This window comes from Pseudomonas sp. S3_B08 (assembly GCF_054667725.1).
This window is the reverse complement of sequence record NZ_CP162750.1, coordinates 1,094,093-1,107,555: the sequence shown is the minus strand read 5'-3', so window position 1 is coordinate 1,107,555 and position 13,463 is coordinate 1,094,093. Positions and strand designations below refer to the sequence as shown.

The window sequence follows — 13,463 nt, the reverse complement described above, 5'->3', positions numbered from 1 at the left end:
GAGCGTGGGAACGATCAGCGGAGACAGAAGGTTGGCGTTCCCATGAACATTCTTTACGACGAACGCCTCGACGGTCCGTTGCCCGAGGTGAACAAGGGCGAATTGCTCAAGGCTCTGCAACAAGCCCTGCCGGACCTGGACATCCTCTGGCGCGAAGATGAACTCAAACCCTACGAATGCGACGGTCTCTCCGCCTACCGCACCACGCCGATGCTGGTCGCCCTGCCCCGGCGTCTGGAGCAAGTGCAAACCCTGCTGAAACTCTGCCATCAGAACAACGTGCCCGTGGTCGCGCGGGGTGCCGGCACTGGGTTGTCCGGCGGCGCGCTGCCACTGGAAAAGGGCCTGCTGCTGGTGATGGCGCGGTTCAACAACATCCTGCACATCGACCCCGCTGCACGTATCGCGCGGGTTCAGCCGGGGGTGCGCAATCTTGCTATCTCCCAGGCGGCGGCCCCATTTGGCTTGTATTACGCACCGGATCCGTCATCGCAGATCGCCTGCTCGATCGGCGGCAACGTCGCGGAAAACGCTGGTGGCGTGCATTGCCTCAAGTACGGCCTGACCGTGCACAACGTGTTGAAAATCGAAGTACTGACCATCGAGGGCGAACGTCTGACGCTGGGCTCCGAGGCGCTCGATTCAGCCGGTTTTGACCTGCTCGCCTTGTTCACCGGCTCCGAAGGCCTGCTGGGGATCATCACCGAAGTCACGGTGAAACTGCTGCCCAAACCGCAAGTCGCCAAGGTCCTGCTCGGCAGTTTCGATTCAGTCGAGAAGGCCGGCCGAGCGGTTGCCGAAATCATCGCTGCCGGGATCATTCCCGGAGGCCTGGAAATGATGGACAACCTGGCCATCCGCGCCGCCGAAGACTTCATCCACGCCGGCTATCCGGTCGACGCCGAGGCGATTCTGCTGTGCGAACTCGACGGCGTCGAAGCCGACGTGCACGACGATTGCCTGCGCGTACGGGAAGTGATGACAGCGGCCGGCGCCACTGAAGTGCGCCAGGCCCAGGACGAGGCTGAACGCGTGCGTTTCTGGGCCGGACGCAAAAACGCGTTCCCGGCGATTGGTCGATTGTCGCCCGATTATTACTGCATGGACGGCACCATCCCGCGCCGCGAATTGCCCGCTGTGCTGCAAGGTATCGCCAGCCTCGGCGAGGAATATGGCTTGCGCGTGGCCAACGTGTTCCACGCCGGCGACGGCAATATGCACCCGCTGATTCTGTTCGACGCCAACCAGCCGGGGGAGCTGCATCGCGCCGAGGCATTGGGCGGCAAGATCCTCGAATTGTGCGTGAAAGTCGGCGGCAGCATCACTGGCGAGCACGGCGTCGGCCGCGAAAAAATCAATCAGATGTGCGCGCAGTTCAACAGCGACGAGTTACTGCTGTTTCATGCAGTGAAAGCCGCGTTCGATCCGCAGGGCCTGCTCAATCCCGGCAAGAACATTCCGACCCTGCACCGCTGCGCCGAATTCGGCGCGATGCACATTCACGCCGGGCAACTGCCCTTCCCCGAGCTGGAGCGATTCTGATGGCTGATTTCGACGCCGCCAACGCCCTGCTCGATCAGGTCAACGCCGCGCGGGCCAATGCCACGCCGCTGAAGATTCAGGGCGGCAACAGCAAGGCCTTTCTCGGTCGCGAGGTGGTCGGCGAAGTGCTCGACACCCGTGCTCATCGCGGCATCGTTCAATACGATCCGACCGAACTGGTGGTCACCGCACGTGCCGGCACGCCGTTGTCCGAGCTGCTTGCGGCGCTGGATGAGGCCGGGCAAATGTTGCCCTGCGAACCGCCGTCCTTCGCCGACAGCGCCACGGTCGGCGGCATGGTCGCCACGGGACTGTCCGGACCTCGCCGGCCGTGGTCCGGCTCGGTACGCGACTTCGTTCTCGGCACGCGGGTAATCACCGGCCTCGGTCAGCATCTGCGCTTCGGTGGCGAAGTGATGAAAAACGTCGCCGGTTATGACCTTTCGCGACTGATGGCCGGCAGTTTCGGTTGCCTCGGCGTGCTCACCGAAGTGTCGCTGAAAGTCCTGCCGAAACCGCGCCAGTGCCTGAGCATTCGCCTCGATATCGACTGCGCTCGGGCCTTGAGCAAACTTGCCGAATGGGGCCAGCAACCGCTGCCGATCAGTGCTGCGTGCCACGATGGCCGGAGCCTGTATCTGCGTCTGGAAGGCGGCGAAGGTTCGGTGACGGCGGCGCATCAACGCCTGGGTGGCGAGCCGCTGGACTCGGTTTTCTGGCGCGACCTCAACGAACAGCGCCTGAGTTTTTTCGACGAAGGCTTGCCGCTGTGGCGCCTGTCATTGCCGAACAATCTCGGCCCGCTCGAGCTGCCCGGCGAGCAACTGATCGACTGGGCCGGCGCGCAACGCTGGGTGAAATCCGATAGCAATGAGATTCACGCACTCGCCCATTCCTTGGGCGGCCATGCAACGTGCTTTACCCACGGTGCCACCGACTCGCCGTTTCAACCCTTGGCGCCAACCTTGCTGCGCTACCACCGGCAACTCAAGGCGCAACTCGACCCGCAAGGGCTGTTCAACCCCGGACGCATGTACGCGGAGGTCTAGCCATGCAAACCACCCTCAGCGAGCAATCGCGAAAATTGCCCCGGGCTGGCGAAGCGGAAAAGATCCTGCGCACCTGCGTGCATTGCGGCTTCTGCAACGCGACGTGCCCGACCTATCAATTGCTCGGCGATGAACTCGATGGCCCGCGCGGGCGCATTTACCTGATCAAGCAAGTGCTGGAAGGCGCACCGGCCACCGAGCAGACGCAACTGCATCTGGATCGTTGCCTGTCGTGCCGCAACTGCGAAACCACCTGCCCGTCCGGCGTCGATTATCACAACCTGCTCGACATTGGCCGCGCGGTAGTCGACAGCGCGGTGCCGCGCCCGGCCGCTCAGCGCTTGCTGCGCGAAGGCTTGCGTGCGTTGGCGCCGAATCCCGGTTTGTTCAAAGGCTTGCTGCGCATGGGCGCGACCTTTCGACCGCTGCTGCCGCGCCTGCTGGAAAGCAAACTGCCGCAACACTTGGGTGTTATGGGGTCGCGCCCCGCTCCTCGGCATCCGCGCCGGGTGTTGTTGCTCGAAGGCTGCGTGCAACCGGGCCTGTCGCCGAACACCAATGACGCGACCGCGCGGGTGCTCGATCGTCTGGGCATCAGCGTCACTCCGGTGAGCGAGGCCGGTTGCTGCGGTGCGCTCGACTATCACCTCGACGCCCAGGCCAAAGGTCTTGACCGCGCTCGACAGAACATCGACGCTTGGTGGCCGCACTTGCAGAATGGCGCCGAAGCCATCGTGCAAACGGCCAGCGGTTGTGGCGCGTTCATCAAGGATTACGGGCATTTGCTTGCGGACGATCCGGTCTATGCCGACAAGGCTCGGCAGATCAGCGAAATGACTCGGGATCTGGTGCAAATCATCGCCGAGGAACCGCTGGAGCAAGTGTGCGCCGCCAGCGAACGACGCATCGCTGTGCATTGCCCGTGCACTTTGCAGCACGCACTGAAACTCGGCGGCGCCGTGGAAGCCGTGCTGACCCGACTCGGCTTCAACCTCACGCCGGTACCGGATGGCCATTTGTGCTGCGGCTCGGCGGGCACTTACTCGCTGACCCAACCGGTGCTGGCGCGGCAACTGCGTGACCATCGACTCAACGCCCTGGAAAGCGGCCGACCGGAGTTGATCGTCACTTCCAATGTGGGCTGTCAGAGCCATCTGGCGAGCGCCGGGCGCACACCGGTCAGACACTGGATCGAGCTGGTGGATCAGTCGTTGGCAGAATGAAGTTCGTAGGATTCTTCGTTTGCCCGCGTGGGCGAAGGCTGCGATCTTTTCGGGCATCCATTTCGTCACCGTGGCAGGAATTTTTTTCATGACCGTGCAGCCGTTCGTCAGCCCCGACCTGATCCGCCAACGCTTCTCCCGAGCGATGTCCGACATGTACCGCGAAGAGGTGCCGCTGTACGGCGCGCTGATGGAACTGGTGGAAAAAACCAACCGCGAAGTGCTGGCACGTCAGCCTGACATCGCCGGACAGCTCAAGCGCACCGGCGAAATCGAACGCCTGGACATGGAACGCCACGGCGCCATCCGCGTCGGCACCGCGAGCGAGCTGGCCACCCTCGCCCGCCTGTTTGCAGTGATGGGCATGCAGCCAGTGGGTTATTACGACCTGACTCCGGCGGGTGTGCCGGTGCATTCAACGGCGTTTCGCGCGGTGCATGAAGAAGCGCTGCAGGTCAGCCCGTTTCGCGTGTTTACCTCGTTGCTGCGCCTGGAGCTGATTGAAGACGCCGAATTGCGTTCGTTTGCCGAGTCGGTACTGGCCCGTCGTTCGATTTTTACTGAAGAGGCGTTGCGCCTGATTGAACAGGCGGAAACGGCAGGCGGACTGAATGACGACGAAGCCGCAGAATTCGTCCGACAGGCCCTGGAGACTTTTCGCTGGCACCACAGCGCCACCGTCAGTGCCGCGCAGTACCAGAAACTCAGCGCTCAGCACCGCTTGATCGCCGATGTCGTTGCGTTCAAAGGCCCGCATATCAATCACCTGACCCCGCGCACGCTGGACATCGACACCGTTCAGGAGCAGATGCCTGCCCATGGCATCACACCCAAAGCGGTGATCGAAGGTCCACCACGCCGCAATTGCCCGATCCTGCTGCGCCAGACCAGCTTCAAAGCGCTGGACGAGCCGATCGCCTTCACCGATCAGCCCGAAACCCGTGGCAGCCACAGCGCGCGCTTCGGCGAAATCGAACAACGCGGCGCAGCTCTGACACCCAAGGGTCGCGCGCTGTATGACCGCTTGTTGAATGCCGCTCGCGATGAACTGGGCGACTTCCCCAATGAAGCCAATGCCGCACGCTACGACGCGCTGATGACGCAGCACTTTGCCGAATTTCCTGACAGCATCGAGGGCATGCGCGAACAGGGGCTGGCGTACTTTCGTTATTTCGCTACGGAAAAGGGCATCGCGGCGCACGGACTTGGCGAATCGTCACTGGAGGATTTATTGCGCGAAGGCTATGTGAAAGCGGAGCCGCTGGTGTACGAAGATTTCCTGCCGGTGAGCGCGGCGGGGATTTTTCAGTCGAACCTGGGGGATGCCGCACAGGCGCATTACGCCGAACACTCCAATCGACATGCTTTCGAACAGGCGCTGGGGCGTTCGACCATCGATGAGTTGGGGTTGTATGCCGAGACGCAACGGCGGTCGATTGAGGAATGTGCCGAAGTGCTGCGGATCAAACTGACCTGAATTTGCGCCGTTCTATTGTAGGAGTGAGCCTGCTCGCGATAGCGGTGTAACAGTCGCCGATGATGTGACTGGAAAGACGCCTTCGCGAGCAGGCTCGCTCCCACAGGTTTTGCGGATGGACCGCCGTTCAGGACAAGCGACAAAACCAAATGGTCGCTGCATCTATTGGAAAACAATGTCGGATCTGAATTATCCCGCTTGTTTTCACAAACCAATCAGATCGGCAAATTAAGCTTCACCTAAGCTTCCCCCGCTAGCATCCCGGCTCATCAACCTGTCGTCTTGAGCCGTGATGAGTCCCTCCGACATGAAAGCCTTCGATCTGCCTACCCAGCCGCATCCCGACTTCAGTCTGGTTCTGGTCAATTACAAAACCCCGGACATCACTCGCATGTGTCTGGAGCTGTTGCGCGAGCATGTTCAGGCGCAGGGCATTCCAGTGTGGGTGGTGGATAACGATTCGGCGGATGCCAGCCTCGATTATTTGCGTTCGCTGGACTGGATCAATCTGATCGAGCGGCCGTCGCCCGGTAAGGAAATGGGGCATATTGCCCATGGCAAGGCGCTGGATCTGGCCTTGGCGAAAGTTGAGACCGATTATTTGTTTCTGCTGCACACCGATACCTTTGTCTACGACATGGAAGTGTTCGCGATGATGATGCGCGAATGCACGAAAAGTGCGGACATGGCGGCGGTGGGTTGTGTTGAGCAACTTGATCGTGGGTTACTGCGTGATACCTGGCGGTTAACTTCGCGGTTCTGCAAACATCATGTTCGTCGGCTAAAAGTTCATTTCGGCCTGCGTTCGAAACCACCACGCCCGTATAAAGAAACGCATCTGAAAAGTTTCTGTACGCTGTGGAATGCGCGTTTGATGAAGTCGCTCGGGCTGCACTTCTGCATGGATGAGGAGGTGCCTGGTTACACGCTTCAGGATCGAATGGTCGGGTTGGGCTATGGCGTCAGGTTTCTCTCGCCGCGGAAGATCTTCCGCTACCTTGATCACATCCAGGCCGGCACCGTCGCGGCGGCAGGCACATATGGCAAGGATCATCGCCGTACAAAAATGTACCAGCAGACACTCAAGCGCTTGCAGGGGCAGCATGGCAAAACCGGTATGCAAGCTTCGACTTGATCGAAAACAATAAAAAAGGGCGACTGCAAAGTCGCCTTTTTTGTTTGCAGATTCTGTATACAACTTTCGTCAGTAGTGGAGTTCGCCCAGTGTTACGGCCTGGCAATCCTTGCACCGGTAAAGAGCCCTGACACTGGGCGAACGCCGAGGATTTTAATTCAAACAAGTGGACCTGTCGTCATGGGCAAACATGAAATTTTTGCACTGAAAATTTAAAAACTGTGTTTTACCGATTTATCCCGGGAATTGTCTTACAAAAAACTTTATATGATTGCTCTCATACATAAAGTTATACAAGAGCAATAAACTTGTAGAGTTAATACTCAACTATCGTGCTGACTGGTCACTTTCAGGATATCGGTGTAAGTGACAATAACGCTCTGCCCTACTTTCAGATCTTTCAACTTGGCCTGAATCTCCGGCTTCTTCACATCGAGCGTCTTCGATTGTCCGGACGGATCTTGGAGGGTGACCTGATTGGTCTTCAAATCGATTTTGCTGATTTTCAGCTGCACCTGAACCTGACGATAGGCCTCGCCGCCCGGGTTATCGCTGCCCGGGGCCTTGCGCAGTTCGCCGGTACGTTCGGTGGTGCCTGGCAGACCTTTATCCACGTCTGTATCGAGATAAGCGGCGACAGATCGCTGCACCTCGATCTTCACCAGGTCCCCTACTTTGAGATTGGCAAGATTTTTCGCTTTGTCGCTGAGCTGAACGTGGACCTGACGTCCCTCGGGGCCTTCCAGCACGACCTGGTGATGGGCCGGGTCGACGGCGAGCACTTTGGTGGTAACGGAATCGGCCTCAACGACGGCGGATAACGGAATGTCGGCAGCTAAAGCGCCGAAACTGGCAGCAGAAAGCAGCGTTGCGAGAGTGATGGCCTTGGCCAGAGCGTCGAGCTTCATATGCATTACTTTCCCTGTGATGAAATGGCGACGCCCACCGCCGAAACGACTTCAGCAGCAGGCGTGCCAGTGAGCATAGACGCTGTTCAGGGCTTGACTTGGGTTTGTGGCCCACGGGTATGTGGCTTGGCAGTCTCTTGGGCGGTGGATTCGCCACTCGGCGTGCCTTTGCCGCTGTCCTGCCGCTGCTTGGGATCGGTCGGGCGCAGGGCATCATTGTCGCGCTCGGTTTCGCCGGCCGGGCGTGGCTCGTCGGGGTTGTCGTTCTGGTTGTTGGTGGTATTCATGGCAGGAGTCCTCAGGCTTCGGGATCTTCGAGTTCGCGGGCGACGTTGACCTCGGGTGACTGCTTGTGCAGATCGTCGGCTTTGGCGCGCATCAACTGCCATTGCTCAAGATCGATTGCGCCTTGGCCGAGCAGGTCATCGGCGATGCGTTGCAGATCGAGGTAGTGAGCGTCAGGGGAGTTCTGCCAGTAGGCTTGATCGTCGAACAGACGCTGCCAGGTGTCGAGGTCTGGGGGTTGCAGGTCGTCGCTCATGGGTGAGTCCGAAAATGGCGGGTTTCTGGGTAGAGCGGAGAGCGCTGGCGAGAGTTCCAGTCAGTTAACTCAGCGGTCACAGCGCTGACGCTTTCGCGAGCAGGCTCGCTTGTATGGTTAGACTTGAAGGGGTGGTGGGACGAACAGTTCGCATCTGACTGCTGTAACAGTACAGACCGTGGGAGACCTCGCCCCACCCCTTCCACCAAAAGCGCCGATAGAGAATGCTTCGTTCAAGCGACGATAGAAACAAGCCTGCGCCTCTGGGTGAAACCCCTACAAGTCGTAAAACCTTAGCGTGGAGAAGTGTCAGTGGCAATGCGCGTGTCGAAGTCAATTGTGGGTGTGGACGTCGCCAAAGCTGAACTTGTTATTTATTTAGCAGATCCAGATCTGCTCACCTCGATAACCAATGAAAAGCCCGTCATAAAGCGCTGGCTTAAAACGTTGCCGGGACCCACCGCCATAGCTGTTGAGGCGACAAATGTTTATCACGTCGACTTGGTTGAGTTGGCTCATGAGTCAGGCCACGACGTTTTCATCATCGACGGTTTTCAACTCAGTAATTATCGTAAAGGTGTCGGTGGCCGTAGTAAAACGGACGCATCTGACGCCCGTCTTCTCGCCCGTTTTCTAAAAAATGAAGGCGAAGATTTACGCCCCTGGACCCCACCTCCGGCGGTCTACGGCAAGCTGCAAAGCCTTCTACGACGTAGAGCTTCGCTGATACAGGCCAAAACCAGCCTGACCCAGAGCTGGGCAAATGACGCCAGCTTGAAAGCCGTGTTCGCAACTTTCGTAAAGTCCATGGAAAGGCTGGATTTGCTAGTTCAGAAAAAGCTCAAGGAAATCTTGCGTGAAGCTGGTTTGCTGGAAGAAGTTGCCAGATGCCAAGCCATCGAAGGTATAGGCTTTCTAACTGCAACTGCTTTGGTCATGGCATACAACCGAGGCGACTTTACCAGTGGCGACTCTTATGTCGCGTTTTTAGGCATGGATCTGAGAGTGAGCGACTCGGGCCAAAAAAATGGCCGTAGATATTTAACCAAGCGCGGATGCTCGGAGGTGCGACGGTTACTGCATAACGCCGCCATGTCAGCCTGCCGATCAAATGCCTGGAAGGCGTTCTACAACCACCATCTCAGCTGTGGAAAAGCGACTACACAGGTACTGGTGATGCTCAGCCGTAAACTCGCCCGCATAGCGTTCGCCCTGATGAAAAACCAGAGCGAATATCAATCGAAAGGGGCAGTTATCGCTTGAGGATAACCATAGAATCTCCCACAGGGAAGAAAGCGGTGCCGCCGTTAATACCCGGTCATTTCCAGATAGCCCTGGCCAGGATGGCTGCCATCGACCTTCACCGGCCCTTCCCAATAGGGAATACGCAAATCCATCCACGCATTGCGGTTGATCGCGTCAACGCTGATATCGAGTTTCTTGTCAGGAATGCGGATCGACCATTTCACCGGCATCGGTCGATCGGCAACCTTTGCCGTGTCCTGCGGCACAAGGCTGATCTGCTCGCTGCGCAACGTCTGAATCTGCCCGTCAGCGGCGATCCAGGTGCCGGTCAGATAAGGCGCGCCGGTCTTCTGCCGCATGCGATAAAGCATCACGTGTTCGCCGCTGTCCAGATGCAGCGAGAACCAGTCCCAGCCAGTTTGATTGGCGGTGAGTGGCTGACTGCTCCACTCGCGATCGAGCCACGCCGGGCCGCTAACGGTGTAGGCCTGGCCGTCGATCTGCAGCGTGCCGCTGGCCTGGAAAAATGGCTGGCTGTAGTAATACGACGCCTGGCCTTCTTCGGATTTTTGGCTGAAACCGTTGTCGCCCTGCAGCACCAGCGGTCGGCTGGAGGTAAGGCGCAGTTGATAAGCGAAATTCTTGTCACGAGCACTGAGTTGCATATCGCTCAACGGATCCTGCGCCTGACTGGCAAACATCCAGTCATCGATCCACGCCTCGAACGGCGCCAAGCGCACGCCGGCCTGGCCTACTCCGCCCCGGGCGTAGCGCTCGGCGGCATGATGCACCGAGCGCGAAGTGACTGCCGCATGGCCCAGCCAGATCGTTTGGTTGCCCCAACCGGCCTGCTCGGCGACGGGTTTCAGGGCGCTGCGAAACAGCGTCCATTGCACGCCGAAATCATTGCCCTGCTGATCCTTGAGGTTGGCGGTGACGTACCACCACTCAATGCGAAAACCATCATGCGCGCCATGATCGGCCGGAAAGCTGAATACCCGACCGGGCACCACTGGGGTGAAGGATTGCGCCTGATCGCCCATGCCGGCAAAACCCTTTTCCTCGGGTGCAGGCTGATCGCAGCCAGCGAGCAGCAGCGCAATCATCAGCACGAGCCATTTAGTCCTCATGGGCAAACGTCCTCAGCAAGTCCGCCGGTTGCGTGCGGTACAGCGAATACAGCGGCCATGCCGAAGCCAACAGAGTCGCCAGCAAGGCCAGGCCCATCAGTTGCAGCAACTGCAACGGGAACACCCGCAACGGCAGGCGCCAGCCGAATGCCTGCACGTTGATCACCGCATCCAGGCACCACGCCAGGGCGATGCCCAACGGCAGCGCCAACAGCAACGTCAATACGGCAAGCAGCCAGGTCTGACCGAGGTTGAGCAGCATCAATTGTTTGCGCGTAACGCCCAGCGCCCACAGCGGTGCGAGCTGACTGAGGCGACTCTGGCTCTGAGTGAGCAGACTGATGAACAGCGCCACGCCAGCCACGGCCAAGGTCAGGCTGTTCAAAGCTGCTGTCGCAGCAAATGTGCGTTCAAAGACTTGCACCGACCAGCCCTTGAGCCGCGCCTGATCGACGATGCGGTTGTCATCCAGCGCAAAACGCGCCTGCAAGGCGTTGAGCAGCGCCGGAATCTGCGCTGGGTCGATACGCAGATTGAAGCGGTTCGGCGTGAGTTGCGGCCAGCCGCGCAGCAGGTGCTCACTGCTGATCAGCACGTGCCCCTTCGGATTGCCGTAGTCGGCGTAGATGCCGACGATGCGCGGCGACCATGTGCCGTTCGGCGTGGGAATGTTCAGATGCTCGCCCGGCTTCACTTTCAGGCGTCGCGCCAGTTGTTCGCTGAGCATCACCGCATCGTCCGTGGCCAGTTTGCCCCACGGATCGCTGCCACTGCTGTCGAGCAACGGCCAATGCTGGCGATAGTAGGAGTGGTCGATGATGCCGTAGACATCGGCCGGCCAGCCTTGCAGCGTCACCGAAACCTGCCAGTTGGGCAGCACAGCGGTCACGTCGGGCTGCTGCTTGAGCCAACTGTGCATCTCGCGGGCCTGCGCCGGATTGGCCGGGTTGATGTACAACTCGGCGCTCAGGCGTTGTTCGAGCCAGTCGTTGAAGGTCTGGCGAAAACCGGCGGTCATGCTACCGGCGCCGATATTGGCGGCGAGCGCCAACAGCAGCGCCATCAGCGCCAGACTCAGGGCTGGCAATTGCTGGCGGCAGTCGGCGAGAAACCACTGGCCGAGCACCGAACGACTGCGCCCGAGCAACGGGTTCAACAACGCGCTGAGCAACACCGGCAAGGCCAGAGCGGCACCGAGCAACAGCCCGGCCATGAGCACGAAACCGCTGCTCAGGCTGTCGCCCCAGATCAGCGCCGCCAGCGCAATTGTCAGCAGCGCTGTCGCCAGCCAACCCTGTCGGCGCAACCAGCGCGAATACTGTTGATGCCACGCCTGCGGATCGGCCACCGCCAGCAATGGCAGGCGCGCCGCCCGCAGCAGACTGTTGGCCCCGGCCAGCAACGCGCCGAGCAGGCTCAGCCCTATGCCGCTGAACCACCACCAGGGACTCAGGCGCAACTGCCCCGCCACTTCCGCGCCATATAAACCGCGCAGGCTGGCGGCGACGTCCGGCAGCAGCACGCTGGCCAGCCAATAGCCGCTGATCACACCGAATAATCCGCCGATCAGCGCCAGCACACCCAGTTCAACCACCAGACATGCGATCAGCATTCGTGCACTGACGCCACAGGCGCGCAAGGTGCGCAGCAAACCTCGGCGCTGTTCCAGAGCGAGGCCGATGGCGGCGTGGACGATGAACAGGCCGACCAGAAACGACAGAAATCCAAGGGCATCGAGATTGAGATGAAAGCTCTCGGTCAGCCGCGCGAGGTTGTTTTCTTCGCCGCTACTCTTGAGCTGCAAGCGATCATTGAAACTGGCCGGTAATTCTTGATGAAAGTCCTTGGGTAGCAGCAGTCGCGACAATTGCTCGGGTTGTTCGAGCAGGCGCTGCGCTACGCCGATGTCGACCAGCAACAGGCCCGGCGCCATGTCCTTCTGCGCGAGCAGTGGCGGCAGGGTTTGGCCGTTTACGGTTTGCGGTGTATCACCTTCGCGCAAGCCGAGAATTTGCAGGGTGTCCGGAGAAATCCAGGTGCCGCCCGGCGGGCTGAAAAACTCGACGATGCGCTCGATCGGCATCGCCTGCCCGGCTACTGCCGAATCCGACGGCAGCGACACCGGCTCGATCCCCATCACTTGAATGCGTTGATCTTCCTGGCCCTTGAGCGTCAGCCGGCCCTGCAACACCGGTGACACTGGCCAGCCCTGACGGCGCAATTCGATAAACCAGCGCTGTGGAAACAGCGCCCCATTCGGCGTGCTGAGGCTGGCCTGCGGTTCGCCGCCGATCATCTGGCTGGCCCGCGCGTAGCTGTCACGTGCCTGACTGTTCAGCGCCTCGACGCCGGTGAGCAGACTGGTGGCCAGCCACAACCCGGTCAGCACGCTGAAAAACTGCACTGGATGGCGCCGCCAGTGGCTGAGCAGCGCGCGCAGGGTTTGCCGCCAGATCATCAGGCGACCCGCCCGTTCGACAACACCACACGCTGGGCCAATCGCGCCGCGACGCGCTGACTGTGGGTGACCATCAGCAGGGTCGTCGGCGTGTCATCGAGCAATTCGAGCAACAGCCGCAGCACTTCATCGCTGGTCGCTTCATCGAGGCTGCCGGTGGGTTCATCGGCCAACAGCAATTTCGGCTGCGAGGCCAGTGCGCGGCCCAATGCGACTCGTTGCTGCTGACCGCCGGAGAGTTGCTCGGGATACCGCGAGAGCAGATCGCCCAGACCCAGACGCTGCACCAGATGCGCTTGCCAGCGTGGCTCATGGCGCCCGGCGAGGCGCGCCTGAAAGGCCAGATTGTCTTCCACGCGCAGGCTGCCGATCAGGTTGAACTGCTGAAACACCAGACCGATTTCCGTGCGTCGCCAGTTGGCCAGTTGCGCTTCGCTCATGGCTTCCAGACGATGTTCGCCGCTGCGGATGCTGCCGCTGTCGACCTTGTCCAGCCCCGCTACCAGATGCAGCAGCGTGCTTTTGCCACTGCCCGATTCGCCCATCAGCGCCAGGCTGCCACCGGCCTCCAGCGTCAGGTCGACGCCTTGCAGCACCGGCAACAATCCCTGTGGCGTGGCATAGCTTTTGAAAACGTCGCGAACCTCAAGCATGGGCAAACCCGATCAGTGAACCTGGGCCTAGGATAGCGGCCCTGAATGGTTTTTGTCCGCTGATGATCATCGTCAACCCAGCGCCGCGCCCTAAGCTGCTGG

12 protein-coding genes are annotated in these 13,463 nt (G+C 60.0%); 6 read left to right on the top strand and 6 right to left on the bottom strand.

The window, feature by feature from the left end; genetic code table 11:
- Positions 1-42: 42 nt before the first annotated feature.
- From glcD to AB4N73_RS05055, 5 genes are all read left to right on the top strand, one after another.
- A complete protein-coding gene (gene glcD, locus AB4N73_RS05075; RefSeq protein ID WP_252869184.1) occupies positions 43-1,542 on the top strand; it encodes a glycolate oxidase subunit GlcD in 1,500 nt (499 codons plus the stop codon).
- Positions 1,542-2,591 carry a glycolate oxidase subunit GlcE gene (glcE, locus tag AB4N73_RS05070; protein WP_460143003.1) on the top strand — a complete coding sequence of 350 codons (1,050 nt, stop codon included), beginning with the start codon at positions 1,542-1,544 and terminating at the stop codon, positions 2,589-2,591. Before glcD ends, glcE begins: the two co-directional genes overlap by 1 nt.
- Before the next feature lie 2 nt (positions 2,592-2,593).
- Positions 2,594-3,814 carry a glycolate oxidase subunit GlcF gene (glcF, locus tag AB4N73_RS05065; protein ID WP_460143002.1) on the top strand — a complete coding sequence of 407 codons (1,221 nt, stop codon included), beginning with the start codon at positions 2,594-2,596 and terminating at the stop codon, positions 3,812-3,814.
- Positions 3,815-3,902: 88 nt separating this feature from the next.
- Complete coding sequence (gene hglS / locus AB4N73_RS05060; protein ID WP_252878167.1) at positions 3,903-5,291, top strand: 2-oxoadipate dioxygenase/decarboxylase HglS; 1,389 nt, start codon at positions 3,903-3,905, stop codon at positions 5,289-5,291.
- Positions 5,292-5,598: 307 nt separating this feature from the next.
- Positions 5,599-6,426 carry a glycosyltransferase family 2 protein gene (locus AB4N73_RS05055; protein ID WP_056784574.1) on the top strand — a complete coding sequence of 276 codons (828 nt, stop codon included), beginning with the start codon at positions 5,599-5,601 and terminating at the stop codon, positions 6,424-6,426.
- A 323-nt stretch (positions 6,427-6,749) separates the two neighbouring features.
- Here the strand turns inward: AB4N73_RS05055 and AB4N73_RS05050 are convergent, their stop codons facing one another.
- The 3 genes from AB4N73_RS05050 to AB4N73_RS05040 all read right to left on the bottom strand — a co-directional run bounded on the left by AB4N73_RS05050 (position 6,750) and on the right by AB4N73_RS05040 (position 7,875).
- Positions 6,750-7,334 carry a hypothetical protein gene (locus tag AB4N73_RS05050; RefSeq protein WP_056784570.1) on the bottom strand — a complete coding sequence of 195 codons (585 nt, stop codon included), beginning with the start codon at positions 7,332-7,334 and terminating at the stop codon, positions 6,750-6,752.
- An 86-nt stretch (positions 7,335-7,420) separates the two neighbouring features.
- Positions 7,421-7,621, bottom strand: a complete 201-nt coding sequence (locus tag AB4N73_RS05045) for a hypothetical protein (RefSeq protein ID WP_041478610.1) — start codon at positions 7,619-7,621, stop codon at positions 7,421-7,423.
- A gap of 11 nt (positions 7,622-7,632) precedes the next feature.
- Positions 7,633-7,875 (bottom strand): hypothetical protein, encoded by a 243-nt coding sequence (locus AB4N73_RS05040; RefSeq protein WP_056784562.1) that lies wholly within the window; start codon positions 7,873-7,875, stop codon positions 7,633-7,635.
- A gap of 312 nt (positions 7,876-8,187) precedes the next feature.
- On the opposite strand from AB4N73_RS05040, the gene AB4N73_RS05035 reads away from it, so the two are divergent.
- Positions 8,188-9,138 (top strand): IS110 family transposase, encoded by a 951-nt coding sequence (locus AB4N73_RS05035; protein WP_076563955.1) that lies wholly within the window; start codon positions 8,188-8,190, stop codon positions 9,136-9,138.
- Between the two features lie 44 nt (positions 9,139-9,182).
- Here AB4N73_RS05035 and AB4N73_RS05030 read toward each other — a convergent pair whose 3' ends face one another.
- Genes AB4N73_RS05030 through AB4N73_RS05020 form a run of 3 tightly spaced genes read right to left on the bottom strand, consistent with a single transcriptional unit; the run spans position 9,183 to position 13,361 of the window.
- Complete coding sequence (locus AB4N73_RS05030) at positions 9,183-10,250, bottom strand: lipocalin-like domain-containing protein (protein WP_457263592.1); 1,068 nt, start codon at positions 10,248-10,250, stop codon at positions 9,183-9,185.
- Positions 10,240-12,708: an ABC transporter permease gene (locus AB4N73_RS05025; protein WP_460143001.1), complete on the bottom strand. Its 2,469-nt coding sequence runs from the start codon at positions 12,706-12,708 to the stop codon at positions 10,240-10,242. The genes AB4N73_RS05030 and AB4N73_RS05025 overlap by 11 nt, the downstream gene beginning before the upstream one ends.
- Positions 12,708-13,361, bottom strand: coding sequence for an ABC transporter ATP-binding protein (locus tag AB4N73_RS05020; protein WP_016774109.1), 654 nt, complete (start codon positions 13,359-13,361; stop codon positions 12,708-12,710). The genes AB4N73_RS05025 and AB4N73_RS05020 overlap by 1 nt, the downstream gene beginning before the upstream one ends.
- Positions 13,362-13,463 lie beyond the last annotated feature (102 nt).

What these genes read in the sequence shown, in the direction of transcription:
- glcD (WP_252869184.1), top strand. Translation starts at nt 43, where the DNA reads ATGAACATTCTTTACGACGAACGCCTCGACGGTCCGTTGCCCGAGGTG.
- glcE (WP_460143003.1), top strand. Translation starts at nt 1,542, where the DNA reads ATGGCTGATTTCGACGCCGCCAACGCCCTGCTCGATCAGGTCAACGCC.
- glcF (WP_460143002.1), top strand. Translation starts at nt 2,594, where the DNA reads ATGCAAACCACCCTCAGCGAGCAATCGCGAAAATTGCCCCGGGCTGGC.
- hglS (WP_252878167.1), top strand. Translation starts at nt 3,903, where the DNA reads ATGACCGTGCAGCCGTTCGTCAGCCCCGACCTGATCCGCCAACGCTTC.
- AB4N73_RS05055 (WP_056784574.1), top strand. Translation starts at nt 5,599, where the DNA reads ATGAAAGCCTTCGATCTGCCTACCCAGCCGCATCCCGACTTCAGTCTG.
- AB4N73_RS05050 (WP_056784570.1), bottom strand. Translation starts at nt 7,334, where the DNA reads ATGAAGCTCGACGCTCTGGCCAAGGCCATCACTCTCGCAACGCTGCTT.
- AB4N73_RS05045 (WP_041478610.1), bottom strand. Translation starts at nt 7,621, where the DNA reads ATGAATACCACCAACAACCAGAACGACAACCCCGACGAGCCACGCCCG.
- AB4N73_RS05040 (WP_056784562.1), bottom strand. Translation starts at nt 7,875, where the DNA reads ATGAGCGACGACCTGCAACCCCCAGACCTCGACACCTGGCAGCGTCTG.
- AB4N73_RS05030 (WP_457263592.1), bottom strand. Translation starts at nt 10,250, where the DNA reads ATGAGGACTAAATGGCTCGTGCTGATGATTGCGCTGCTGCTCGCTGGC.
- AB4N73_RS05025 (WP_460143001.1), bottom strand. Translation starts at nt 12,708, where the DNA reads ATGATCTGGCGGCAAACCCTGCGCGCGCTGCTCAGCCACTGGCGGCGC.
- AB4N73_RS05020 (WP_016774109.1), bottom strand. Translation starts at nt 13,361, where the DNA reads ATGCTTGAGGTTCGCGACGTTTTCAAAAGCTATGCCACGCCACAGGGA.